Annotated in this window: 22 protein-coding genes; 5 read left to right on the top strand and 17 right to left on the bottom strand. The window is 65.9% G+C overall.

Translation table 11 applies throughout. The features are described from left to right. Positions 1–17: 17 nt before the first annotated feature. The 6 genes from KHN96_RS05220 to KHN96_RS05195 form a co-directional block, all read right to left on the bottom strand. A complete protein-coding gene (locus KHN96_RS05220) occupies positions 18–1,241 on the bottom strand; it encodes a TIGR03364 family FAD-dependent oxidoreductase (protein WP_062738212.1) in 1,224 nt (407 codons plus the stop codon). Continuing rightward, positions 1,242–2,267, bottom strand: coding sequence for a putative 2-aminoethylphosphonate ABC transporter substrate-binding protein (locus KHN96_RS05215; protein WP_062738211.1), 1,026 nt, complete (start codon positions 2,265–2,267; stop codon positions 1,242–1,244). A 43-nt stretch (positions 2,268–2,310) separates the two neighbouring features. After that, entirely contained in the window at positions 2,311–3,177 is an 867-nt protein-coding gene (gene phnX / locus KHN96_RS05210; RefSeq protein ID WP_045218299.1) for a phosphonoacetaldehyde hydrolase, read from the bottom strand. A 29-nt stretch (positions 3,178–3,206) separates the two neighbouring features. Next, positions 3,207–4,958: a putative 2-aminoethylphosphonate ABC transporter permease subunit gene (locus KHN96_RS05205; protein WP_062738210.1), complete on the bottom strand. Its 1,752-nt coding sequence runs from the start codon at positions 4,956–4,958 to the stop codon at positions 3,207–3,209. Positions 4,959–4,965: 7 nt separating this feature from the next. Then, on the bottom strand, positions 4,966–6,084 hold the full coding sequence (locus KHN96_RS05200) for a putative 2-aminoethylphosphonate ABC transporter ATP-binding protein (protein ID WP_062738209.1): 1,119 nt from the start codon (positions 6,082–6,084) through the stop codon (positions 4,966–4,968). A gap of 118 nt (positions 6,085–6,202) precedes the next feature. Then, positions 6,203–7,075, bottom strand: a complete 873-nt coding sequence (locus KHN96_RS05195; protein WP_115044534.1) for a LysR family transcriptional regulator — start codon at positions 7,073–7,075, stop codon at positions 6,203–6,205. A 308-nt stretch (positions 7,076–7,383) separates the two neighbouring features. On the opposite strand from KHN96_RS05195, the gene KHN96_RS05190 reads away from it, so the two are divergent. Continuing rightward, complete coding sequence (locus KHN96_RS05190; protein ID WP_062738207.1) at positions 7,384–9,090, top strand: M30 family zinc metallopeptidase; 1,707 nt, start codon at positions 7,384–7,386, stop codon at positions 9,088–9,090. A gap of 182 nt (positions 9,091–9,272) precedes the next feature. Here the strand turns inward: KHN96_RS05190 and KHN96_RS05185 are convergent, their stop codons facing one another. Beyond that, positions 9,273–9,746, bottom strand: coding sequence for an Lrp/AsnC family transcriptional regulator (locus KHN96_RS05185; RefSeq protein ID WP_045220250.1), 474 nt, complete (start codon positions 9,744–9,746; stop codon positions 9,273–9,275). A gap of 287 nt (positions 9,747–10,033) precedes the next feature. Between KHN96_RS05185 and hppD the strand changes: the two genes are divergently transcribed. From hppD to KHN96_RS05170, 3 genes are all read left to right on the top strand, one after another. After that, positions 10,034–11,107, top strand: coding sequence for a 4-hydroxyphenylpyruvate dioxygenase (hppD, locus tag KHN96_RS05180; RefSeq protein ID WP_045218309.1), 1,074 nt, complete (start codon positions 10,034–10,036; stop codon positions 11,105–11,107). Positions 11,108–11,230: 123 nt separating this feature from the next. Then, positions 11,231–12,616: an amino acid permease gene (locus KHN96_RS05175; RefSeq protein WP_045218310.1), complete on the top strand. Its 1,386-nt coding sequence runs from the start codon at positions 11,231–11,233 to the stop codon at positions 12,614–12,616. 85 nt (positions 12,617–12,701) lie between these two features. Continuing rightward, positions 12,702–13,904 (top strand): amino acid aminotransferase, encoded by a 1,203-nt coding sequence (locus KHN96_RS05170; protein WP_062738206.1) that lies wholly within the window; start codon positions 12,702–12,704, stop codon positions 13,902–13,904. A 57-nt stretch (positions 13,905–13,961) separates the two neighbouring features. Here the strand turns inward: KHN96_RS05170 and KHN96_RS05165 are convergent, their stop codons facing one another. From KHN96_RS05165 to KHN96_RS05120, 10 genes are all read right to left on the bottom strand, one after another. After that, the gene (locus KHN96_RS05165) at positions 13,962–14,963 is read right to left on the bottom strand and encodes a transketolase family protein (protein ID WP_062738205.1); all 1,002 of its coding nucleotides are present in this window, start codon (positions 14,961–14,963) and stop codon (positions 13,962–13,964) included. Continuing rightward, on the bottom strand, positions 14,960–15,811 hold the full coding sequence (locus KHN96_RS05160) for a transketolase (RefSeq protein WP_062738204.1): 852 nt from the start codon (positions 15,809–15,811) through the stop codon (positions 14,960–14,962). The genes KHN96_RS05165 and KHN96_RS05160 overlap by 4 nt, the downstream gene beginning before the upstream one ends. A gap of 41 nt (positions 15,812–15,852) precedes the next feature. Beyond that, positions 15,853–17,178, bottom strand: coding sequence for an MFS transporter (locus KHN96_RS05155; protein WP_062738203.1), 1,326 nt, complete (start codon positions 17,176–17,178; stop codon positions 15,853–15,855). Positions 17,179–17,298: 120 nt separating this feature from the next. Then, entirely contained in the window at positions 17,299–18,048 is a 750-nt protein-coding gene (locus KHN96_RS05150) for an SDR family NAD(P)-dependent oxidoreductase (RefSeq protein ID WP_062738202.1), read from the bottom strand. A gap of 151 nt (positions 18,049–18,199) precedes the next feature. Further along, complete coding sequence (locus KHN96_RS05145) at positions 18,200–19,084, bottom strand: LysR substrate-binding domain-containing protein (RefSeq protein WP_062738201.1); 885 nt, start codon at positions 19,082–19,084, stop codon at positions 18,200–18,202. Positions 19,085–19,269: 185 nt separating this feature from the next. Next, on the bottom strand, positions 19,270–21,855 hold the full coding sequence (gene acnB, locus KHN96_RS05140; protein ID WP_062738200.1) for a bifunctional aconitate hydratase 2/2-methylisocitrate dehydratase: 2,586 nt from the start codon (positions 21,853–21,855) through the stop codon (positions 19,270–19,272). A 217-nt stretch (positions 21,856–22,072) separates the two neighbouring features. Then, entirely contained in the window at positions 22,073–22,951 is an 879-nt protein-coding gene (locus KHN96_RS05135; protein ID WP_045218316.1) for a lysophospholipid acyltransferase family protein, read from the bottom strand. A gap of 96 nt (positions 22,952–23,047) precedes the next feature. Beyond that, positions 23,048–23,260: a hypothetical protein gene (locus KHN96_RS05130; protein ID WP_062738199.1), complete on the bottom strand. Its 213-nt coding sequence runs from the start codon at positions 23,258–23,260 to the stop codon at positions 23,048–23,050. A 99-nt stretch (positions 23,261–23,359) separates the two neighbouring features. Beyond that, the gene (locus tag KHN96_RS05125) at positions 23,360–23,614 is read right to left on the bottom strand and encodes a hypothetical protein (RefSeq protein WP_045218321.1); all 255 of its coding nucleotides are present in this window, start codon (positions 23,612–23,614) and stop codon (positions 23,360–23,362) included. Between the two features lie 60 nt (positions 23,615–23,674). Further along, positions 23,675–23,905 carry an isochorismatase gene (locus KHN96_RS05120; protein WP_082062872.1) on the bottom strand — a complete coding sequence of 77 codons (231 nt, stop codon included), beginning with the start codon at positions 23,903–23,905 and terminating at the stop codon, positions 23,675–23,677. Between the two features lie 693 nt (positions 23,906–24,598). Between KHN96_RS05120 and KHN96_RS05115 the strand changes: the two genes are divergently transcribed. Next, on the top strand, positions 24,599–24,802 hold the full coding sequence (locus tag KHN96_RS05115) for a cold-shock protein (RefSeq protein ID WP_045218323.1): 204 nt from the start codon (positions 24,599–24,601) through the stop codon (positions 24,800–24,802). Position 24,803: the final 1 nt, after the last annotated feature.

Raw genomic sequence — 24,803 nt, 5'->3', positions numbered from 1 at the left:
TTCGCGCACGCGCCGATTCAGGCAGCCGCGGCCACCCGCTCCGTCGCGGGCGGCGTCCAGCGCGGCAGCGCCGTGCCATTCACGAGCGCATCGATATGGCGATGCGCGAGCGCAGGCCCCACGCTCATGCCGATCCCGCTGTGCATCAGCGCGACGGTCGTACGGTCGTCGACGCGCGTGATCGAGAACGCGCCGCTGCCCGGCACGCGGCATTTGGCGCCATAGACGCCCTGCCAGCGCTCCACCACTCGCAGCTTGCTGCCGAACGTGTCGCGGGCGAGGTCCAGCAGGAGGTTGTCGACCGATTCGGCGTTGAACGGGACGGCGTCCTGGCGGTAGTCGTGCGAATCGCCCACGATCCAGTCGCCATACGGCGTGGGGCTCACCAGCAGGTGAATGCCGTGGCGCGCCAGCTCGGGGCGCTCATGCTCGATCTGCATGGCCAGCGCCTGGGCAGTCGGCAAGTCCGCAAACGCGCCGTAGTGCGTGCATGACAGGCCGGTCAGCACGGCGTGCTCCAGCCGGAAGGCGTCGTCGGGTGTGACACGCAGCATCTGCAGGCGGCAAACCTGCGGCTGCAGTACGCGAAGCTGATCGGCGCACAGCGTCTGGTAATCGTGACCGCTACAGACGACCACTCGCTGGGCGTTGCACACGCCGGCGGTGGTCTCCAGCCGGCCGCCTTCCACGTGGCGCACGAGCGTACCGAAGTGGAAACACACGCCCTGCGCGGCAAGCCACGAGGCCAGCGCCGGAATCGCTTCGCGCGAATAGAGCTGGACATCGTCGAAGCCCTGCAGCGCCGCACGGTGGCGCATGAAGCGGCCATCGTAGAGATTCGCCAGGTCTGCACCGCGCAGCAGCTTGACGTGGTAGCCGAAGGCCTGTGCGCGCGTCGCCATGAACTCGTCCAGCACGGCCTCTTCTGCGGCATTGCGGGCAAACAGCAGGGCACCGTTCGCGCGCGCAAAGATGCCGGCCTTGTCGGCCCAGTCGAGATACAGCCGGCGGCTTTCGCGCGCGAGGTCGAGCATGATGCCGGGCGGCTGCCCCGTCACGAGCATCTGCCCGAAGTTGCGGATCGATGCACCGAGCGCGATTTCGCTGCGCTCGAATACCGTCACGCGCAGGCCGCGTTTGACGGCGGCGGCTGCGTGCGCCAAGCCCAGAATGCCAGCCCCGACGATGGCGACGTCGGTGCTGGCATCCAGGCTCCCTGGGGATACGGGAGCGTCGGTCACTTACTTCTTCTCCGACTTGCCGTCGTAGCGCTTGGTCCACTCGGCCAGGATGCGGTCGCGGTTGGCGCTGGCCCACGTGAAGTCGTTCTTGATCAGGCGTTTCTCGTAGTCGGCCGGCAGGAGCGGATCGGGCTTGGAGAAGCCCGGGGTTGCCACCACGGCAAAGTTCTTCTCGTACAGCGCCATGGCAGTGGGGCTCGCGGAGAAGTCGGCCAGCTTCTTGGCGGCCTCCAGGTTCTTGGTGCCCTTCATGATGGCGGTCGCTTCCACATCCCAGCCCAGGCCTTCGGACGGCAGCACGATGTCGATCGGCGCGCCTTCCTTCTTCGACTTCACCGCGCGGTATTCAAACGCAATGCCGACCGGGAATTCGCCCGACGCCGCCATCTTGCAAGGCTTTGAACCCGAGTGCGTGTACTGGCCGATGTTCTGGTGCAGCGCATCCATGTAAGCCCAGCCCTTCTGCTCGCCCATCGTCTGCAGCCAGGCGCTCACGTCCAGGTAGCCCGTGCCCGACGATGCCGGGTTCGGCATGACGATCTTGCCGGCGTACACCGGCTTGGTGAGGTCCGCCCACGACGTCGGCTTTGGCACGTTCTGCTTCTGCGCTTCGACGGTGTTGAAGCAGATGGCGGCGCCCCAGGCATCCATGCCCACCCATGCCGGCGGGTTGGCCTTGTCGCGGTACGTTGCACCGATCTTGGCCAGGTCGGCCGGCGCGTACGGCGCCAGCATGCCTTCCCTGTCGAGGATGGCCAGGCTCGATGCGGCCAGGCCCCACACCACGTCGGCGCGCGGGTTGTTCTTCTCGGCCAGCAGCTTGGCGGTGACGACGCCGGTGGAGTCGCGCACCCACTTGATGTCGATGTCCGGATTGGCCTTCTCGAAGGCATCCTGATACGCCTTCACCTGGTCGGCTTCCAGCGCGGTGTACACCGTCAGCGTGGTCTTGGCGAAGGCCGACGTGGCGAAGGCCATGGCGGCTGCAGCAGCCGCCGTCGCAAAGAGAGAAAGACGTGCAGTCATGGTTTCCTCGGTAGGTGTGATGCAACGGATGGGACTACGGTAATCAGGCGCCCTGCGGGCGTTCACCGCGCGCCAGGCGGTGGTTGATATCGGCCACGACGGCAGGCAGATCGGCGATGGTGTCGATCTCGTAATGCGGGCGGCAGGCGGCAAAGCCAGCCGAGATGGCCACGCGATGGCGTGCGCGCTCGTCGGCAGACAGCGCTGCGTATTGCGCGTACGGCAAGCCGAGCGCGTTGCCCGACATCAGCAATGCGACGGTCCACATGCCTGCGCGGCGGCCTTCCTCGATGCCGGGCACGGTGTCATCCACCTTCACGCAGGCCGCCACGTCGCCAATGGCGAGATCGACCACGCAGCGCAGCGCCTGGGCCGGCCACGGGCGCGCGCGCGGCACCTCGTCGCACGCGACGACGCAGTCGGGCGTGTAGCCGGCCTGGGCGGCCAGGTCGACCACGCGGTCCATCACCACGCGCGGGTAGCCCGAGCATGTGCCGATCTTCAGGCCGGCTTCGCGCAGCGCGGCCACGGTCTCCAGCGCGCCGGGAATCAGCGCCGAATGCGCCCCGACCTTTTCGATCTGCAGCGGCATGAAGCGGTTGTAGATGGCGGTGACGTCGTCATCGGTCGGCATGCGGCCGTGCGCGAGCGAGAAGCGCGCGGCGATCGCGCCGTCGTTGCACAGCGTACGGATGTGGTCCCACTTGCCCAGGCCCATCGGGCCGCGCGCTTCGTCCAGCGTGATGGCCACGCCGAACTCGGCAAACGCTTCCACAAAGATCTGCGTGGGCGCAAAGGAGCCGAAATCGACCACGGTACCGGCCCAGTCGAGCACGGCGGCCTCGAGGCGCAGCGGCGTGGGGCGGGCAGCGCCCGAGGCACGGCCCATCATCGGGGAAACATCACCCATGTCTTGCTTTCCTTGTCTTGGCTACGAATTCAATGGGGGGCCGCTCGCCATGCCTGCGTGCGCCGCACGATGCCGCGTGTGGCCAGCTCAAGAAGCAGCGATACGACGATCGACGTGGCAAGAATGAGCGTGGACATGGCCGCCGCCGGGCCGATGTCGCCAGCGTCGTCCATGTTCAGCACGGCCACGGAGGCGAGCACGGTGTCGGGGCTGTAGAGGAAGATCACCGCCGACACGGTGGTCATGGCCGACACGAACAGATAGCGCGCGCACGACAGCACGGCGGGCAGGCACATCGGCAGCGTCACGCGCCAGTAGGTGCGCAGCGCCGACACCTTGAGCGAAGCCGACACCGCCTCGAACACCGGATCAAGCTGTCCCAGCGCCGCCACCGACGTGAGGTGCGCGGCCGTGGCGCAATGCATGATGGTGCACAGCACCATCAGCGCCATGCCGCCGTACAGGCCGTTGAGCGGATTGGCCGGATGGTTGAAGAAGAACACGTAGCCCAGGCCAAGCACCAGGCCCGGCACCGCCATCGGCAGCAGCACGGCAAACCGGATGGCCGAGTGCAGCCACGCCGCCGTGCGCGTTTTCTCGACCAGCCACGCGCCGGTAAAGATCAGCGCCGTACCGAACACGGTGGTGAGCGCAGCCAGCTTCAGGCTGTTGCGATACGCAAGCCAGCCGCCACCGTCCATGTTGTCGAAGTCGTAATTGCGCAGCGACAGCTCGAGGTTGTATGGCCAGAGCTTCACCAGCGACGCACCCACCGCCGTGGCGAGCATCAGCAGGATCCCGCCGACCACGAGCACGCTCAGCAGCAGGAAGACACCGTCGCGCAGGCGGTCCGGCTGCGGGTGATACGGTTGTGCGCGGCTGGCCAGCGCGGCGTGCTGGCGGCGCTGTACGAGGCGCTCCACGGCAAACGTCAGCAGGGCCGGCAGCAACAGCATCAGGCCGATCACGGCGCCGCGTGCAAACTGCTGCTGCCCCACCACCGCCTTGTAGGCCTCTACGGCCAGCACCTGGTAGCTGCCGCCCACCACGGTCGGCACGCCGAAGTCCGTGGCGACCAGCGTGCAGACCAGCGCAAAGGCACCGAACAGCCCATAGCGGGCGCCCGGCAGCGTCACCGTGCGGAACGTGCGCCACGGCCCCGCTCCCATCGCGCGGGCCGCGTCATACAAGCGGCCGTCGGCCAGCGTGAGCGTGGCCAGCAGCAGCATCAGCGCATACGGAAACGTGTAGAACACCTCGCCCAGCACGATGCCCCAGAAGCCGTAGATGCTGCCGCCGTGCAGCCACGCCTTGAGCAGGCCCTGGTTACCGAACAGGTAGACCAGTGCAATGCCCGGCAGCAGCGACGGCGCAAACAGCGGCAGCATCGCCAGCGTGCGCAGCGTGCCGCGCAACGGCATGCGCGTGCGCTGCACTGCGTAGGCCAGCGCAAACGCAAGCGGCACCACCAGGGCGGCGACCGCGCCGGACACCGCCAGCGTGCGGCCCACCATGTCGAGGAAGTTCGGCCCGCGCACGACGTGCAGCACCAGCGCCAGGCCATGCTCGTCTGAACTGCGCGCGCTGGTGACGAGGCCTGTCGCCTGCAGCAGCATCATCGCCGTTGGCAGTAACAAGCCGATGCAGAGCAACAGCAGCCAGCCGAGCTTCATGCCGGTGAGCACCGGCACATCCGTACGCCAGAAGGGCGTGCGTGTCGGGCGGGCGGCTTCGGATGGCGGGGCCGTGATGACGTTGGCCTCAGGCGGCAGCATCGACATGGCAGCCTCAGGCACGGTCGTACGGATACAGGCGCAGCCCATCGCGCTCGAGGGCAATCCACAACTTGCTGTCGCCCAGCCCGTGGCGCAGCACGCCGGATGCGACTTCCGCCACCAGCGGCACATCGGCCAGACCGTCGATGGCGAGCATCACCCGCGTGCGGCTGCCCAGATAGATCTGGTCGACCACGCGGGCCAGGTGACGGTTCGGGGCGTCGTCGTCGGGATGCAGCGTGACGGCTTCGGGACGGCAGAACAGGCGGCCGTTGTCGCCGGCGCCGTCGGAAAACGCCGGATCGAGCAGCAGCGGCTGGCCGGCCAGCGTGGGCGTGCCGTCTTCCGCGCGCTCGAGCGGCAGCCAGTTGGCCTGCCCGACAAACCCGGCGACAAAACCGGTGGCCGGGCGCGAATAGATTTCGGCGGGCGAGCCGGTCTGCTCGATGCGGCCGTTGGACATCACGGCAATGCGATCGGCCATCGCCATGGCCTCGTCCTGATCGTGCGTGACCATGAGCGTGGTCACGTTCAACTTGCGCTGCAGGCGGCGCAGTTCGATGCGCAGGTGTTCGCGCACCTGGGCGTCCAGCGCCGACATCGGCTCGTCGAGCAGCAGCAGCGACGGCGCGGGCGCCAGCGCGCGGGCCAGCGCCACGCGCTGCTGTTGGCCGCCGGAGAGCTGCGACGGATATTTCGCCTCGCTCCCGGACAGACCCACCAGCGCCAGCATCTCGGACACACGCTCGTGCAGACGCGCCCGGTTGCCGTTGCGCGTGTCGAGCCCGTAGGCAACGTTCTGCGCGACCGTCAGGTTCGGAAACAGCGCGTACGACTGGAAGACGATGCCGTAGTCGCGTTCACGCGGCGGCAGGTTCGAGATATCGCGGCCGCCGGCAACGATCTGGCCGGCATCCTGCGCCTCGAGCCCGGCGATGATACGCAGCAGCGTGGTCTTGCCGCAGCCGGAGGGCCCGAGCAGGCAGACGAATTCGCCCCGCGCCACGTCCAGCGATACGCCTTCGAGCGCGGTGAATGCAGCCGCGCCGGTGCCGAAGCGGCGCGTGACCTGCCGCACCGAGAGAAACGGCGTGGCCAGACCCGTGGTCGGGTGGGAAGCGGACTGAGGCATCGTCGGGGCCGGTAGCGAAAACGGTCGCCACTGTAGCCAGCCGACATGTAGCCCATGTGGCAGTTACCCCAAAAACGCCAATGTGCGCATTTCCGGATTTTGGTTGGGGGATCGCCGACTACGCCACCGGGCGGACTTCCCCCAGGAACGCGGCAATCAGCCGTGCATCCTTGCGGTCCTGCAGGCAGTACAGGTATTCGCTCAGCTCCGGGGCGCCGCCTTCGATGCCCTCAAACGGCAGCACGCGCAGGTCGGCATGGCTGGGCACCTCCTGCCGCGCGATCACGCTCACACCAAGGTTGCGGGTGATCACCTCGCGGATGGACTCCCGGCTGCCGATCTCGACCGTGGACGCCGGCGTCACGCCCGCCTGCGCCATCATCGTTTCCGTCATGGCGCGCGTGGTGGACCCGACCTCGCGCACGAGCAGCCGGCATTGCGACAGCACGCTCACCGGCACGCTGGTCTGCGCAGCCAGCGGGTGGCTGCGATGCACGACCAGCACCAGCGGATCGCGTGCCAGCTCGATGCGCAGGAAGCGCGCGTCGTCCACGCGCTGCGACGACGATGCCACGTCCACGCGGTATTCCTGCAGCGCTTCGAGCATCTGCACCGAGTTGCCGGCTTCGATGCTCACGTCGATGCCGGGGTGGCTCTTGCAGAAGCGGTCAACGATGTCGAGCACGTAGTACGGCGCCGTGGCGCCGATGCGCAGGTGGCCCGTGCCCATGTCGCCGGAGTTGCGCAGGAAGAAATCGATCTCGGTTTCCTGGCGCACGAGCTGGTCGACCAGCGGCATCAGCCGCACGCCGGCATCGGACAGCGCAAGGCGCCGCCCGCCCCGGTAGAACAGTTCGACCCCGTAGGCCTCTTCCAGCGCGCGGATCTGCGAGGTCACGGTCGGCTGCGACAGCCCGAGCTGCTTGGCGGCCAGCGTGATGCTGCCCAGGCGGGCGACCATGAAGAACGATTTGAGCTGCGCAACGAGCATCGGTGGGTGGCGTATCCGGCGCTTTGTACGGCGCCTGAAAAAGGGAGCGGACCATTCTAGCGGAGCAGCGGATGGGCAAAAACGGTGCCGGCTGCCCTCGTCCGTTTTCCGCTTCCTCATCCTCGCGCTACGACTTTTTCATCCTTTCCGACAAGGCGGTGGGTTCCGCACCCCCATATCGGGGGGAATTGGGCGCTCACGGCCCGTTATTTCCACGGATCGGCTCCGCCACTTCCACCTGAGAATCCGTCCGCGCGCCACAGTCACGAGCCGACAGCGCGCAAGGATTCGGATTGGGAGAGAAGTGGATGGAACGTAGCAGCACGACCGTGCGCGGCACGAAGCAATGGGCCCTCACGATGATGGTGGCAGCCGCAGGCACCCTGGCCGCTTGCGGAGGCGGCGGAGGCGGTGCGAGCGAGGGAGCCTCGAACACGCCGCAGAGCACCACCGCCAACATTACCGTGGCGCCAGCCTGCAGCGGTACGAACTGCGGCGCGCTCGGCACCACGTATGCCGGCTCCGGCGTGGGCGTATGGCAGGCAACCAATGCAGGCGGCTCGGCCGGAACGGTGTCCGTGTCGATCGCGGGGCTCACGGGGCAGAACGTGACGCTCGTCTACACCAACCAGGGCGCGGCGGCCCAGCCGATGCCGTCTGTCCCGATCACCAGCCTGGGGCTGCTCGACACCACCGGTACGGCTGCACCAAAGGCAGCGGCCGACGTGGTGGGCAACGATGCCAACGCGGCCTTTGACCGCCAGCTTTCCGACTTCAACGCGCATGCACTGGACGGCTATGCCAGCGGCGCGGGCCCGCTCAAGACGCAGAGCGCATCCGGCTCCGGCAACACGGTGCTGCGCCCGCAATCGGTGGCAGCCGTGGGCGCGCAGCGCACGTGGAACCACCAGCAGCCCGACGGCACGGCCGTGGTCGTCTCGGCCACGCTGCGGCAGCAGGCCACCGCCACGGACGGCCGCATCGTCAACGTGTGGGTGCAGGACTCGGAGTACGGCAGCAGCAAGATCTCCGACGGCGTCATCGGCACGCTGGCCAACAAGTTTGCCTCGGGCAACCAGTCGATCTACACGCTGGCGACGTCGCTCGTCGGGCAGCCGTGGGGCAGCTACTCCAGCTCGGCCAGCCTGATCGACCCGAACCAGGCACTCGACATCGTCGTGCTGAACATCCAGCCGGATGGCCAGCCCTATGGCCGCGTCGGCTACTTCTGGGCGCGCAACAACTTCACCACCAGCGCACAGCCGCTGTCGAACCAGTCGCTGTCGTTGTATGTGGATTCGGAAACCGTGTACCTGGGCGGCGCCAGCGGGCTGAACACGGTCATCTCGACGCTCGGCCACGAGTTCACGCACATGGCCAATTTCTACCAGCGCGGCGTGCTGCACGGCTCGCAGTACATGTACGGCACGTGGCTCGAAGAAATGACCGCCATGACCATGGAAGACGTGCTCTCCAGCCAGATCGATCCGAGCTTCAACAACGTGCGCGACAGCCGCTTCCCGGCCTGGCTGCAAAGCGCATATGACTGCGCGCTGACGGCCTTCGACCCCTCGCTGTCGTCGCCATGCCCGGGGTACCCGATCTCGGGCAGCCTCGGTGGCTTCCTGCTGCGCCAGTACGGCGTTGCGTACTACACCAACCTGCTGCACAACTTCTCGTCGACCGATTCCGCCACGGTGCTCGACAACGCCATCCGCGCGGGCGGCGGCGCGGGCCTGGGCGATGCGGTCAGCCGCTGGGGTACAGCCGTCGCCCTGCTGCCGGTGCCGGGCAGCCCGTCGGGCTTTGCGTATCCGGCGCGCTCGGACAGCGGCTTCTCCATCCCGGCGCTCAACGGCCCGAACTACAGCAGCCAGCGCACCATGCCGACCTCCGTGCCGGCCACGCTGCAGGGCTTCGGACAGTTCCCGGTCTCGCGCGGGCTGAAGGCCGGCACGTACAGCGAGACGCTCACGGTGCCCGCAAACTCAACGGTATCAATCATCGTGCATTGAGGGCGCGTGGCTCTCGCGCGGCTTGCCGGGCGAGGGCCACACGTCGGTGCAGCGCGCCCGGCCCAGCTCATGGGCCTCGCCGTCTGCACGCCAAACCGGCGCGCGCCGGTGGTGCCGATCACCGACCACGCGCGATGACGCCCTCGCGGCATCCGACCGCGGCGGCACACTGCGGGCCGCCATCACGCCTCCAGCGGCATCGCGGTCGTTCCCTTGATCTCGTCCAGGCAGACGATGGACTGCACGCGGCTCACGCCCGGAATGCGCATCAGCGTGTCCAGCAGGAAGTCCGACAGCGCCTTCAGGTCGCGCGCGACGACTTTCAGCACGTAGTCGATATCGCCAGTCACGGAATAGCACTCCTGGATCTGCGCGAGCTTGGCGACGAGCTCCTTGAACTTGGCGAGATCACGGATGTGGCCGCGCTCCATGGTGACCTGGATGAACGCGACCACGCCAAAGCCGAGGCTCTTCGGGTCGAGCCGCGCCTCGTAACGGCGGATCACGCCAAGCTCTTCAAGCCGCCGGTGCCGCCGCAGCGTTTGCGCCGGTGAAAGCTTGATCGTTTCGGCCAGCTCGAGATTCGAGATCCGGCCGTGCTCCTGCAACGCCCCCAGCAGCCGCAGGTCGATGCGATCGAACGTGATTGTCTGCACTTCCATTTCCTGAACCCCCGTCACAGGGAAATTTCGTTTCAGAATCGAGGGTTTCCCTGGCCACCGCACGAAATCCTATTTCTCAGGCGGAAATATACACTTCTCCACAAACGACGCGCCGGTAGACGGCCAGAGTGCGACTGGCACGCGCCCCGCCCCAAGGCTCGAGCGCCGCCCCGCGCACAATGTGACCCGCAACTTTATTTCGCCAGGCACCACCATTCCCTGCGCGCATTGTGTGCCCCGCGACCGCCCCTTTCGCTTCACTTCTCAACAACGCCCCCGCCATGACCGATCTCTTTGAAAACCCGATGAAGCTGATGGGCTTCGAGTTTGTCGAATTCGCCTCGCCGACGCCCAACGTGCTGGAACCGCTGTTCGAGCAGATGGGCTTCTCGCTGGTCGCACGCCATCGTTCGAAAGATGTGCTGCTGTATCGCCAGGGCGACATCAACTTCATCGTCAACCGTGAGCCGAACAGCCAGGCCGCGTACTTTGCGGCCGAGCACGGCCCGAGCGCATGCGGCATGGCGTTCCGCGTGAAGGACTCTCACCAGGCCTATGCGCGCGCCCTGGAGCTGGGCGCCCAGCCCATCGAGATCGCGACGGGCCCGATGGAGCTGCGCCTGCCGGCCATCAAGGGCATCGGCGGTGCGCCGCTGTACCTGATCGACCGTTTCGAAGACGGCAAATCGATCTACGACATCGACTTCGAGTTCATCGAGGGCGTCGAACGCCGCCCGGTGGGCCACGGCCTGCGCCTGGTCGACCATCTGACGCACAACGTCTATCGCGGCCGCATGGCGTACTGGGCCAACTTCTACGAGAAGCTGTTCAACTTCCGCGAGATCCGCTACTTCGACATCAAGGGCGAATACACCGGCCTCACCTCCAAGGCGATGACGGCACCGGACGGCAAGATCCGCATTCCGCTCAACGAGGAGTCCGCCGGCGGCAGCGGGCAGATCGAAGAATTCCTGATGGCCTTCAACGGCGAAGGCATCCAGCACATCGCCTTTCTCACCGACAACCTCATCGAGGTCATCGACAAGCTGCAGGCCGCCGGCGTGCCGCTGATGACGGCGCCGAACAGCCGTTACTACGAAAACCTCGAGAAGCGCCTGCCGGGCCACGGCCAGCCGGTGGCGGAGCTGCAGAAGCGCGGCATCCTGCTCGACGGCACGACGGAAGACGGCTCGCCGCGCCTGTTGCTGCAGATCTTTTCCAAGACGCTGCTCGGGCCCGTGTTCTTCGAGTTCATCCAGCGCAAGGGCGACGACGGCTTTGGCGAAGGCAACTTCAAGGCGCTGTTCGAATCGCTGGAACGCGATCAGATCGAGCGTGGCACGCTCAAGGTCTGAGCCCCCATTCCCCTACGAAATACAAGAACACCGTCCGGCGCCAAAAGCGCCGGGCAGCGTTGACGCGGCGCGCCGACATCCATGGCGCATGCCGCTTCCATCCAAGGCAGGAGACAGGAAGACATGATTTCCCATGACAAGGAAGGCGGGCTCAAGCGCGGCCTGAAGAATCGCCACATCCAGCTCATCGCGCTGGGCGGCGCCATCGGTACGGGGCTGTTCCTCGGCATCGCGCAGACGATCAAGCTGGCGGGCCCTTCGGTGCTGCTCGGCTACGCGCTGGCGGGCATGGTGGCGTTCTTCATCATGCGCCAGCTCGGTGAGATGGTCGTCGATGAGCCCGTGGCCGGCTCGTTCAGCTACTTTGCCGACAAGTACTGCGGGCACTTTGCCGGCTTCATGTCGGGCTGGAACTACTGGGTGCTGTACATCCTCGTCGGCATGGCGGAGCTGTCGGCCGTCGGCATCTACGTCCAGTACTGGTGGCCGGGCGTGCCGACGTGGGTGGCCGCGCTGGCGTTCTTCGTGATCATCAACGGCATCAACCTGACGAGCGTGAAGTCGTACGGCGAGATGGAGTTCTGGTTCGCCATCGTCAAGGTGCTCGCCATTGTCGGCATGATCGGATTTGGCGGCTATCTGCTGCTCACCGGCGGTGCCGGTCCCGCGGCAAGCGTCACCAACCTGTGGGCGCACGGCGGGTTCTTCCCCAACGGCATCGGCGGCCTCGTGATGGCCATGGCTGTCATCATGTTCTCGTTTGGCGGGCTGGAGCTGGTGGGCATTACGGCGGCGGAGGCGGACAACCCGTCTGTCACGATCCCGCGGGCAACGAACCAGGTCATCTACCGCATCCTGATCTTCTACGTGGGCGCGCTCGGTGTGCTGCTGTCGCTGTATCCGTGGGAAAAGGTCGTCACCGGCGGCAGCCCGTTCGTGCTGATCTTCCACGCGATGAACAGCAACCTCGTGGCGAACGTGCTGAACGTTGTGGTGCTGACGGCCGCCCTGTCGGTCTACAACAGCGGCGTGTACTGCAACAGCCGCATGCTGTACGGCCTAGCCAGGCAGGGCAACGCCCCCAGGGCGCTGCTCAAGGTCAGCCAGCGGGGCATTCCGCTGGCGGCGCTGGGCGTATCGGCCATCGCCACGCTGGCGTGCGTGGCGCTCAACTACTTCATGCCCGGCAAGGCGTTCGAGCTTCTGATGGGCCTCGTGGTCTCGGCACTCATCATCAACTGGGCGATGATCAGCGTGATCCACCTGAAGTTCCGCCACGACAAGCGCAAGGCTGGCCAGTCGACGGCCTTCCGCAGCTTCGGGTATCCGCTCACCAACTACCTGTGCCTGGCCTTCCTGGCTGGCGTGCTGGTGGTGATGTATCTGACGCCGGACCTGCGGATCTCGGTGTACCTGATCCCGGTCTGGATGGCCGTGCTGGGCATCAGCTACCTGTTCCGCCAGAAGAACGCCACGCTGGCATCCCAGGCACGCGCCGAGGCGCTGTAACGCCTTCGCCGGATTGCGCGCAGCCGACACGGGCCGGCGCGCGATCCGGCACAATCGACCCCTTCCACTTCCAGGCAACACCATCATGTTCGAACACGTTGACGCATACCCAGGCGACCCCATCCTGACCTTGAACGAGAACTTCCAGAAGGATCCGCGCCAGGACAAGGTCAACCTCAGCATCGGCATCTACTTTGACGACGATGGGCGCCTGCCCATCATGAAGGCCGTGCGCGAAGCCGAAGCCGCCATCCTCCACGAGCCGGGCCCCAAGCCCTATCTGCCGATGGCCGGTTTCGCGCAGTACCGGGATGCCGTGCAGAAGCTCGTGTTCGGGCAGGACTGCGCCGCCCGCACCGAAGGCCGCATCGCCACGGTGCAGACGCTGGGCGGATCGGGCGCGCTGAAGATCGGCGCCGATTTTCTCAAGCGCTATTTCCCCCAGGCCCAGGTGTGGGTGAGCGACCCGACGTGGGAAAACCACCGCTTCATCTTCGAGCGCGCCGGCTTTACGGTGAACACGTATCCGTACTACGACGAGGCCACCGGCGGCCTCAGGTTTGATGCCATGCTCGCGGCCATCGACGCGCTGGACAAGCACAGCATCGTCGTCCTGCATGCGTGCTGCCACAACCCTACCGGCGTGGACCTGGACAACGCGCAGTGGCAGCAACTGATTGACGTGCTGCAAAAGCGCGACTTGCTGCCCTTCGTCGACATGGCGTACCAGGGCTTTGGCGCCGGCCTCGATGACGATGCATTCGCCATTCGCGAGCTCGCGCGCCGCGGCGTGCCGGCACTGGTGGCGAACTCGTTCTCCAAGAACTTCTCGCTGTACGGCGAGCGCTGCGGCGGCCTCAGCCTCATCTGCGACAGCGCCGCCGAGGCCGACCGCGTGCTCGGCCAGTTGACCAGCGCCGTCCGCTCGAACTACAGCAACCCGCCCACGCACGGCGCCAAGATCGTCACCCGGATCCTGACCACGCCCGAACTGGACCAGGCATGGCGCAGCGAGCTGTCGGCCATGTGCCAGCGCATCGCGGGCATGCGCACGGCCATCCATGACCGGCTGAGCCGGCACCTGAGCGGCGAAGCGCTGTCGCGCTACATCAAGCAGCGCGGCATGTTCACGTACACCGGTTTGAGTGCCGAGCAGGTCGACCGCTTGCGCGAGCAGCACGGCGTGTACATCCTGCGCTCGGGGCGGATGTGCGTGGCGGGGCTCAACCAGCGCAACGTCGGCCCGGTGGCCGAAGCCGTCGCGCACGTCATGGCGAACAACGCCTGAGGAGCCGGCCCGAAAACACCAAGGGTGCATTTCGTGTGCACCCTTGGCGGTTGCGGCTCAACCGAGCCAGCCGCGAATCATCGACGCCATGACGCTTGTCGAGATGCCGTAGCGGTCATGCAGCGTCGGCAGCGCACCGGCGTCGAGGAAGGCATCCGGCAAGCCCACCTGGCGGAAGGGCACATTCACCCCCGCACGCATCAGCGTGCCGGCCACGGCCTCGCCCAGGCCGCCAATCACGGTGTGGTTCTCGGCCACCACGACGAGCCGGCCCGAGCGCTGCGCCTCACACAGGATCGTCTCGGTATCGAGCGGCTTGATTGTCGGCACGTGCACCACCGCCACGCCCAGGCCATCGTCCTGCAGCACCTTGGCCACCTCCAGCGCGCGCATCGTCATGATGCCGGACGAGATCACGAGCACTTCGGCGCCGTCGCGCAGCAGCTTGGCCTTGCCAAGCTCGAACTGGTAGCCGTACTCATCGAGCACCAGCGGCACGTTGCCGCGCAGCAGACGCGCATACACCGGGCCCGCATGGGCGGCGATGGCGGGCACCATCTGCTCGATCTCCAGCGCATCGCACGGGTCGATGACCGTCATGTTGGGCATGGCACGCATCAGGGCCAGGTCTTCGGCGGCTTGGTGGCTTGGGCCATAGCCTGTGGTGAGGCCGGGCAGCGCACAGACGATCTTCACGTCGAGATTGTCTTCGGCAATCGTCTGGTGCATGAAGTCGTATGCACGGCGCGTCGCAAACACGGCGTACGTCGTCACGAAAGGCTGCGCGCCCTCGTTGGCCAGGCCCGCCGCTGCACCCATGAGCAGCTGTTCGGCCATGCCCATCTGGTAGTAGCGGTCCGGAAACGCCTTGGCGAAGATGTGCAAGTCGGTGTATTTGCCGAGGTCCGCCGTCATGCCGACGACGTTGGCCTTCACGCGGGCCAGTTCAGCGAGTGCATGGCCGAACGGCGCGGGCCGCGTCGCCTGCCCTTCGCCAGCGATCGACGCGATCATCGCCGAGGTCTTGAGCTTGGGCTTGTTCAGTACGGTGCGGCTCATGCGGTCCTCCCGGCTTCCAGTGCCTGCAGCGCGAGCTGCCATTCGTGTTCGTCGACGCGGATGAAGTGGTTCTTCTCCCGCTGCTCCAGGAACGGCACACCGCGACCCATGCGCGTATCGCAGATGATCATGCGCGGCTGTGCGCCCGTGTGCGTGCGCGCGGCATCGAACGCAGCCTTGACGGCGTCGATGTCGTTGCCGTCCACACGCTGCGTGAACCAGCCGAACGCCTCGAACTTGGGCACCAGCGGCTCGAACGCCATGATCTGCGTCGAAGGGCCGTCCGCCTGCTGGTTGTTGACATCGACCACGGCGATCAGGTTGTCGAGCTTCCAGTGCGCGGCAGACAGGATGCCCTCCCAGACCGCGCCCTCGTCGAGCTCGCCGTCGGAAAATAGCGTGTAGACAAACGCATCGGAACCCTTGCGCTTGAGGCCCAGGCAGCGGCCGACGGCGATGGTCAGCCCCTGCCCCAATGACCCGCCGGACATCTCCATGCCGGGCGTGTAGCTGGCCATGCCCGACATCGGCAGGCGGCTGTCGTCGCTGCCGTACGTTTCGAGTTCTTCGGCGGGCAGGATGCCGGCCTCCAACAGCGCGGCGTACAACGCGATCGCATAGTGGCCGTTGGAGAGCAGGAAGCGATCGCGGCCCTCCCATTGCGGGTCTTCGGGGCGATAGCGCATGGCGTCAAAGTAGGCGACGGCCAGCACGTCGGCAATGTCAAGTGCCTGACCGATGTAGCCCTGGCCCTGCACCTCGCCCATCAGCAGGGCGTTGCGGCGGATGCGGTACGCGCGCTCGACCAGCGGCACGGCGCCGGTAGGCGGCAATGATGTGGAAGTCATGGTGTTTCCTGTGGTGAAGCAAGAAGCGATAGGCAGCGGCATCAACGGTTGACCGCCCGGGCCGGCACGAAAAACACCAGCACGGCGCCCAGCACGATGGCCGACGAGATGAAGATCAGCCCCGCCGTCGATTTGCCGGTCAGGTCGTTGAGCCACCCGACGATGGCGGGCGAGAAAAAGCCGGCGAGATTGGCGAAGCAGTTGACGGCGGCGATGCCCGCGGCGGCCGACATGCCGCCCAGCATGGCCGTCGGCAGCGACCAGAACTGCGACGACGAAGACAGAATCCCGGCCGCCGCAATGCTCAGGCACACCAGGGACGCGCCCACGTTGCCGAGCAGGGGCAACAGCGCAAAACCGGCGGCGGCCACAAGCATCGGCACGGCAAGGTGAAGGCGGCGCTCGCGACGGCGGTCGGCGCTCATGCCGATCAGCGGCAGCGCGACGATGGCGCACACGTACGGCACCGCGGTGAACACGCCGACCCACAGCGGATCGGCCACGCCCGCCTTGCGGATCAGCGTCGGCAGCCAGAACGTGAGCCCGTACTGGCCGAGCACCACGCAGAAGTAGATGGCGGCCAGGAGCCACAGGCGCCGGTCAGCAATGAAGGCACCCACGGAGCCATGCGCGGTCTTCTGCGCGTTGTCTCCGGCAACGTTGCGTTCGAGCAGCGCCTTCTCCGCATCGGTCAGCCACTTGGCCTGGGCGATGCCGTTGTCGAGATAGAACAGGATGGCGATGCCCAGCACGAGCGACGGCAAGGCTTCGATGAGGAACAGCCACTTCCAGCCCGCCAAGTCGGCCGCACCATGGAAGGCATGCATGATGTAGCCCGACAGCGGCCCGCCCACGATGCCCGCCAGTGGAATCGCCATGAAGAACATCGACAACGCCTTGGCGCGGCGCTGCGACGGGAACCAGTACGTCATGTAGAGGATGACCCCAGGCGCGAAGCCCGCCTCGGCCACGCCCAGCAGGAAGCGCAGCACGTAGAACGACGTCGGGGTGGTCACGAAGGCAAAACCTGCCGAGATGACCGCCCACGTGAGCATGATCCGCGCGAGCCAGTTGCGTGCGCCGACCTTGTGCAGGATCACGTTGCTCGGGACCTCGAAGAGGAAGTAGCCGAGGAAGAAGATGCCGGCGCCTAGGCCGTACACGGTCTCGCTGAAGCGCAGGTCATTGAGCATCTGCAGCTTGGCGAAGCCCACGTTGACGCGATCCAGGTAGGCGCCCAGGTAGCAGATCATCAGGAACGGAATGAGCCGGCGCGCCACCTTGGCGTACGTGCGGGATTCAAACGTGGCCGCGTCCGCGCGCGCCATCTCGTCGCCCGGCAGGGGCGATGCGAACTTCGTGGTCATGGTGTCTCCTACCATGTGCCCCGGGTGGGCCCGGGTGCGTGCTTCTCGAAGGGATCCACGGCCCGCGTCTGCGGCCGCGGCGGTGAGGTGATGCGTTGTGGTTGCGTGCGGCCCGGTCGCTCAATGGATCAGCATGCCGCCGTTCACGTCGAGCGTAATGCCGGTCAGGTAGGCCGAGAGGTCGCTCACGAGGAACAGGCACGCGTTGGCCACGTCGGCCGCGTCGCCAAGCCGGCCGAGCGGGATGCCCTTGATGATGTCGGTGCGCATCTCGGGCGTGAGCTTGTCGCCGGTGATGTCGGTCTGGATGAGGCCGGGCGTGATGGAGTTGACGCGGACGTTGTCGGGGCCGAACTCACGCGCCATCGCACGGGCCAGGCCCAGCACGCCGGCCTTGGCGGCGCTGTAGTGGGGCCCGCCGAAGATGCCGCCGCCGCGCTGCGCCGATACCGAAGACATGCATACGATGCTGCCGCGCTTGTGCGCCTTCATGTGCGGCAGCACCGCCTGCGACATGTACAGCGTGCCGCGCAGGTTCACGTCGAGCACGGCATCGAAATTGCCCGCCTCGATATCGAGCGTGCGCAGCGGCTGCGTGATGCCGGCGTTGTTGATGAGACCGTCAATGCGGTCGTATTTGGTGAGAGCCGCTTGGACAGCGGCATCGCAAGCGCTACGATCGGTCACATCGCAAGCGAGGCCGAGATGCCCTTCACCGAGTTCGCGGGCAGCCTGCTGCGCATCGTCGAGCCGCAGATCCAGCACCACCACCTGCGCGCCATGTGCGGCAAGCGCTTTTGCCGTGGCCCTACCGATCCCGCGCGGCGAGGCCGCCCCGGTGACGATCACGACCTTGTTCTCGAGCAACATCGTTGTCTCCTGACTGTTGAAATCTTGTTGGCTGCAGTGTTGTGCCAGGCGCCAATTCGATCAACGCAGTTGGATTCAACTATGGCTGAGAAATTTTCAGTTGAACGGGCAGCGTATTCTGGTGCGACGCACCATTGCCAGCCCAAACGGGTCAAGCCTGCTGGAGCTGCTGGTCCACCCAGGCGAGAAAACGTGAAACGCGCGGCAGGTCGGCGTTCTGCGGCGGCAGCACGATATGGTGGCCCGCGACTTCCAGCGCGCGATCTTCGCCAAACACGGGCACCAGCCTGCCCTGCGCGATCATCACCGAAGCCAGCAGCGAGCTTTCCAGCGCCACGCCCAGACCCAACGCAGCAGTCTCGAGCGACATGTACGAGCGGTCGAACGCAAAGTCGAACGATGCGTGCATGTGCTCGACTCCAAAGCGCGCAAACCATTGCTGCCATTGCACCAGCGGCGTCTCCGAGCGGATCAGCCGATGTGCGAGCAGGTCGGCCGGCGACGAGACGGGATGGCGCTCGAGATACGCCGGAGCCGCCAGCGGCGCGATGCGTTCGTTGCGCAGCGTCTTGATCTGCACGTCGCGCCAGTGCGCGTGCCCATAGCGGACATCGATGTCGTAGAACCCGCTGGTGAACGACACCTCTTCATACGAGCACGACACGTTGAGGCGGATGTCGCTATGGTCCTGCTGGAACGCGGCCAGGCGCGGCAGCAGCCACATCAGGCCGAAGCTGGGGCTGGAGTGCACGCGCAGGATCTCGACATCGGACCGGCTGGAGGCACGCTCGGTGGCGCGACCCAGATCGGCCAACGCACCGGTCACGTCGCGCAGATACTGTTCGCCAACGGGCGTGAGCACCAGCCCGCGCCCCTGCCGAAAGAACAGCGGCTGGCCGATCGCCGCCTCGAGGTTGCTGATCTGGTGGCTGACGGCCGAAGGCGTCAGGCCAAGCTCTTCGGCGGCGCGATTCACGCTCTTCGTCCGCGCGACGGACTCGAACGCAATGATCGCCTTCATGGGCGGAATGCGCATGTTGCGTAGCAGGTGTAGTGGGGCAGTTCGCAGGCAGACCGGCCCATCGTACCGCACTCGTGCGAATGCCGGCCGGCGTGAGTTTGCTGCTGCGGATCGCAAAAAAAAAACGCCGCAGGCATTCCACCTGCGGCGTCATCGCATCCGCTGCGGCCAGCACAACCGGCCGCAGACCGACGGCCCGTTTAGACCTGCACGGTGTCGGCCACTTCCTTGAAGTCCTGGATCTGGTCGAAGTTCATGTACTTGTAGATCTTGTCGCCGTTCGCGTTGATCACGCCGATGTCGGCCATGTACTCTTCCTTCGTCGGGATACGGCCCAGGCGTGAGCAGATCGCCGCCAGTTCCGCCGAGCCCAGATACACGTTCGTGTTCTTGCCCAGACGGTTCGGGAAGTTACGCGTGGACGTCGACATGACGGTCGCGCCTTCGCGCACCTGTGCCTGGTTGCCCATGCACAGCGAGCAGCCCGGCATTTCGGTACGCGCGCCGGCCGTGCCGAACACACCGTAGTGGCCTTCTTCGGTCAGCTGCTTCTGGTCCATCTTGGTCGGCGGCGCCACCCACAGCTTGACGGGAATGTCGCGCTTGCCTTCGAGCAGCTTCGACGCGGCGCGGAAGTGACCGATGTTGGTCATGCAGGAGCCGATGAACACCTCGTCGATCTTGGCGCCGGCCACATCCGACAGCGTCTTCACGTCGTCCGGATCGTTCGGGCACGCGACGATCGGCTCGTGGATGTCGGCCAGGTCGATCTCGATGACGGCAGCGTATTCGGCATCGGCATCCGGCTCCAGCAGCTTCGGATCGGCCAGCCATGCTTCCATCGCCTTGATGCGGCGCTGGAGGCTGCGCGCATCCTGGTAGCCCTCCGCAATCATCCACTTGAGCAGCGTGATGTTGCTGTTCAGGTATTCGATGATCGGTTCCTTGTTCAGGCGCACCGTGCAGCCTGCGGCCGAACGCTCGGCAGATGCATCCGACAGCTCGAACGCCTGCTCGACCTTCAGGTCAGGCAGGCCTTCGATTTCGAGGATGCGGCCCGAGAAGATGTTCTTCTTGCCCTGCTTGGCGACCGTCAGCATGCCTTGCTTGATGGCGTACAGCGGGATCGCGTTGACGAGGTCACGCAGCGTGACGCCCGGCTGCATCTGGCCCTTGAAGCGGACCAGCACCGATTCCGGCATGTCCAGCGGCATCGTGCCGGTGGCGGCCGCGAAAGCGACCAGGCCCGAGCCTGCGGGGAAGCTGATGCCGATCGGGAAGCGCGTGTGCGAATCGCCACCGGTACCGACGGTGTCGGGCAGCAGCATGCGGTTCAGCCACGAGTGGATCACGCCGTCGCCCGGGCGCAGCGCGATGCCGCCGCGCGTGCTGATGAAGTTCGGCAGCGTCTGGTGCGTCTTCACGTCCACCGGCTTCGGATACGCGGCGGTGTGGCAGAACGACTGCATCACGAGGTCGGCCGAGAAGCCCAGGCACGCCAGGTCCTTCAGTTCGTCACGGGTCATCGGGCCGGTGGTGTCCTGCGAGCCGACGGAGGTCATCTTCGGTTCGCAGTACGTGCCCGGGCGCACGCCCTGGCCTTCCGGCAGACCGCACGCGCGGCCGACCATCTTCTGCGCGAGCGAGAAGCCCTTGCCGCTGTTGGCCGGCTGGTGCGGCAGGCGGAACAGCGTCGACGGCGGCAGGCCCAGCGCTTCACGCGCCTTGGCGGTCAGGCCGCGGCCGATGATCAGCGGAATGCGGCCGCCAGCGCGCACTTCGTCGAACAGCACGTCGGACTTGACCTGGAATTCGGCGATGACCTTGCCGTCCTTCAGCGCCTTGCCTTCGTACGGGCGCAGTTCCACCACGTCGCCCATGTTCATCTGCGACACGTCGAGTTCGATCGGCAGCGCGCCGGCGTCTTCCATGGTGTTGTAGAAGATCGGGGCGATCTTGCCGCCGAGGCACACGCCGCCAAAACGCTTGTTCGGGACGTACGGGATGTCCTCACCCGTGAACCACAGCACCGAGTTGGTGGCCGACTTGCGCGAGGAGCCCGTGCCGACCACGTCGCCCACGTAAGCGACCAGGTGACCCTTTTCCTTCAGCGATTCGATGAACTTGACGGGGCCGCGCTTGCCGTCTTCTTCGGGCGTGATGCCGGGGCGCGCGTTCTTCAGCATCGCCAGCGCGTGCAGCGGGATGTCCGGGCGGGTCGTGGCGTCGGGTGCCGGCGACAGGTCGTCGGTGTTGGTTTCGCCCGGGACCTTGAACACGGTGATCGTCAGGCTTTGCGGCACTTCCGGGCGGCTCGTGAACCATTCGGCGTCGGCCCAGCTCTGCAGGACGGCCTTGGCATTCGCATTGCCCTTGTCGGCGAGTTCCTTCACGTCGTGGAACTGGTCGAACATCAGCAGGGTTTTCTTCAGCGCGTCGGCGGCGACGGCGCCAACCTCGGCGTCGGACAGCAGCTCGATCAGCGGGGCGATGTTGTAGCCGCCCAGCATCGTGCCGAGCAGTTCGGTGGCGTGCGCGCGCGAGATCAGCGGGCAGGCGGTCTCGCCCTTGGCCACGGCAGCCAGGAAGCCGGCCTTCACGCGGGCGGCTTCGTCCACGCCGGCGGGCACGCGATGGGTGATCAGGTCAAGCAGCGTCTTCTCTTCACCAGCGGGCGGATTCGTCAGCAGTTCCACCAGTTCGGCGGTCTGTTGAGCCGTCAGCGGCAACGGGGGAATACCGAGCGCGGCGCGGGCGGCCACGTGAGCACGATAGTTTTCAAGCATGGTGGGGTCTGCTGATTTGCGTTACAGGAAAGGCTTTTTCCGGCATCCGAGGCCATCGCGGATGCCACGTAGGCGCGATTCTAATGGCACTACCCCTACACGGTCAAATGTCTTATATCTTATATAAGAGTGACCGAATTCCTGCGGTGCGCAGACTGCTTGCCCGACGGTTCCGGCCGCTTGCTGCGGCCCGCCATGCGTGAATGGCGCGATCCGCCTATGCCGTGCCGGCGGGAACAGCTGGCGCGCCCGCGGGCACCTTATAGCGGTTGTAGCCCCACAGGTATTGCTGCGGAAAACGCCTGACCATCTCTTCCATTTCCGCATTGATCCACGCGGCCTGGGCCTCGGCATCCTCGGGCAGCGGCCCGGTCAGTCGCCGGACGTGCATCCGCCATCCGCGCCCGCCGGGCAGGCGCTCGCCGGCGGCGATGATCAGGGCGGCGTTTGTCTGCTGCGCAAGCTTGCCCGGCAGCGTCATGGTGTACGCAGGCCTACCGAAGAACGGCACCCATACGCCCTCGCCTTTCGGGGCCTGATCCGGAAGAAGGCCGACCGCGTTGCCCTGGCGCAATGCGCGCACGAACGAGCGCACGCCTTGCGATGTTGCCGGCACCGTGGTCAGGTTCGACGTTGCGCGCACGGCGTCGAGCAGGCCGCGCAGCATGGCCTTGCGGTGCGGGCGGAACATGACCGTCAACGGAATGCGTTGCGCCGCATAGCGTGCAGCAAGCTCAAAGCAGCCAAGATGGGGCGTGAGCATGATGAGCCCGTTGCGCTCGGCCAGGGCTTGTTCGATGACGCTCCAGTCCTCGCAGACCACCTGGGCCATGCATGCATCGCTCTGGAACCAGACGCGCGCAAGCTCGCTCATCATCGCGCCGGTTTCTGCGGCGGCCTGCCGTGCAAAGCGGGGCTCACGGAAGCCCGCCTGGGCGGCATTGCGCTGCACGTGGCGGCGATATCCGCCCGGCACGGCATAGATCATGCGGCCGACCGCGCGTCCGATGCCGTGAACCACGGGCAGCGGCAGCGACGAGAACAGCCGCAAGAGCACAGGCAATGCGCGCTGGCTGAACTGGGAACGGTCAAGCATGGTGAAGCACTCCTGGAGTGGGCAGCCTGACGCATCGCCAAGCGTGGGTCGAGACCTCGGCCAGGTCGGCAAAGGGCCGCGGGTCAATGAACGCCGCTACTGATCGAGCGACCATCCCGGTTCGGCGGCGTTCTTGCCTTCGCGATACGTCCAGCCCGCGCCGCACGTGCGGCATGTAAACGTGCTCACCGTGACGGCCGCTGCCTTGGATGGTTTGATGCGCTGGGTATCGGTGATCGTCAGGAAGGCATGGCCTGACGCACCGGCCCGATGGATTTCAATGGCGCGGCAAGCGCGGCAGAGTGTCATGCCAATGTGTCTCTCAAATGACGCCGTGCCGCCGCCGCGAGGGCTGGCAGCTGCGCCCGGGTATCGGATGCGAACATGTTGGTCCACATCGCCTTTGGTTCAGACGCTAAAGGCGGGCGCACCGTACTTCAGCAACAGTTGCTCGATCACGGGCATGTCATCGGTGCGCGGCGTTCTGTCTTCGGTCACGCGCGACGGGCCGCCATACACGGCAGCCACATGCCTGCGCACGGTCAGCACATCGTTGACCGGCGGCTCGACGATGACGGCATCGCCCGGCTCGTGTCGGTAGCTGCCCGCTTTCCAGCCGTCGGGCGTCAGATGCAGTTCTTCCCATTCATCGCTGACAGACATGGGGATTTCCTTCTCGTTGACTTCGTTGGTGGGGCGCCTGCCGGCTGGCGGCGCTCGCGCTCAAATCGTGCGACGGGGCGTCAGCCGTGCAACGGCTGCTCTTCCTGCAGTCCGGGCCGCATGTCTTGCGAGGGCTTCGGTGCCGTGGACGTTGTGGCGCATCGAGACGTTGGCGAGGATGCGCTCCATGCCGTCGCTGTATTCACTGATGAGGTAGGTGGCAAACCAGACGCCTGGTTCTTGCTCAATGGGGTACACGGATACCGTGTAGGGGGAAAGGACTTTGCTCAATGCACTGCCGGGTTTCGGGCGAACGTTCAAGGCACGCGTGGTGCGGCTAGGCGGACCACGTCTTGCCGATGACGTACGCCACGATGGGTGGGGCCAATGCCGGTGTGTCATGCACGCGGGTGCAGACCGTCGGCCATTGGCGGCGAGATGACCGTACTTGCGCATGCGGGCGCCTAGTACATGCGCGCCGGATACGGAGCGGATTCACCGCCGGTCTGGTGGTTGGTGGGCTGCGTCGCCCAGGACGATTCGGGTGTACGCCCGACGGACGGCCAGGGCTACGTCGTCTTGTCTTGCCCGGCCCCCGGCCCGCTCGATTCCAGAAGCGGGAAAAGGTTGCGCATCATAACAGCTTCTGGCAGCCACCGCCTCCAGCCGGTTCAGCCAGGCTAGCCCGGTCCGTAGCGATCGAACGATGCCGTTCCCCGGCGTGCAACGGCCGCGGTGCCTGGGCAACATGCAGCAGCGGCAAAGCGCGCCCATATCCACATTCGTACATCTTTTCGCGTTGAATCTGCGTTTTTTGTTGACAGAGCCGCGCGATAGCGGTACATCTTGCCCTCGCAGGCTTTTCAAGCAGTTACTCCGATGTTCTGGGTTGTCACGCAAGCGGCACCTGTTTCTCTTTGTTCCTTCCTTGATCGTCATGCCTGGTGAGCACGGGCTCATCCAGAACATTTAAGGATATCCAACATGGAAACCGGTATCGTCAAGTGGTTCAACGACTCGAAGGGCTTCGGCTTCATCTCCCCGGATGCGGGCGGCAACGATCTGTTCGCGCACTTCTCCGAAGTTCAGGGCAGCGGCTTCAAGTCGCTTCAAGAAGGGCAGAAAGTGCGCTTCGTGCAAGGCGCAGGCCAGAAAGGCCCGGTGGCGACCAAGATCGAAGTGATCTGAT

This window comes from Ralstonia mannitolilytica (genome assembly GCF_905397375.1).
Taxonomy (GTDB): domain Bacteria; phylum Pseudomonadota; class Gammaproteobacteria; order Burkholderiales; family Burkholderiaceae; genus Ralstonia; species Ralstonia mannitolilytica.
This window is presented reverse-complemented; position numbering and strand designations above follow the sequence as displayed.